This window comes from Corynebacterium sp. HMSC034B08, from assembly GCF_001835805.1.
Lineage (GTDB): Bacteria > Actinomycetota > Actinomycetes > Mycobacteriales > Mycobacteriaceae > Corynebacterium > Corynebacterium coyleae.
The window spans coordinates 1-640 of sequence record NZ_KV825914.1 but is presented as its reverse complement, the minus strand read 5'-3'; the positions used below and the strand labels follow the sequence as shown (position 1 = coordinate 640).

Sequence of the window (640 nt, the reverse complement as noted above, 5' to 3'; positions counted from 1 at the left end):
TCTGGTGTATGTCAAGCCCAGGTAAGGTTCTTCGCGTTGCATCGAATTAATCCACATGCTCCGCCGCTTGTGCGGGCCCCCGTCAATTCCTTTGAGTTTTAGCCTTGCGGCCGTACTCCCCAGGCGGGGCGCTTAATGCGTTAGCTACGGCACGAACCCCGTGGAAGGGACTCACACCTAGCGCCCACCGTTTACGGCATGGACTACCAGGGTATCTAATCCTGTTCGCTCCCCATGCTTTCGCTCCTCAGCGTCAGTTACTGCCCAGAGACCTGCCTTCGCCATCGGTGTTCCTCCTGATATCTGCGCATTCCACCGCTACACCAGGAATTCCAGTCTCCCCTACAGCACTCAAGTTATGCCCGTATCGCCTGCAGTCCCGCAGTTAAGCTGCGGGCTTACACAAACGACGCGACAAACCACCTACGAGCTCTTTACGCCCAGTAATTCCGGACAACGCTCGCACCCTACGTATTACCGCGGCTGCTGGCACGTAGTTAGCCGGTGCTTCTTCTCTAGGTACCGTCACTTGCGCTTCGTCCCTAGCGAAAGGAGTTTACAACCCGAAGGCCGTCATCCCCCACGCGGCGTCGCTGCATCAGGCTTGCGCCCATTGTGCAATATTCCCCACTGCTGCCTC

At 57.5% G+C, this 640-nt stretch carries 1 rRNA gene; it reads right to left on the bottom strand.

Annotation, left to right across the window (positions count from 1 at the left end):
- Positions 1 to 640: ribosomal RNA gene (locus tag HMPREF2656_RS02480) — 16S ribosomal RNA — on the bottom strand; the annotation flags it as partial.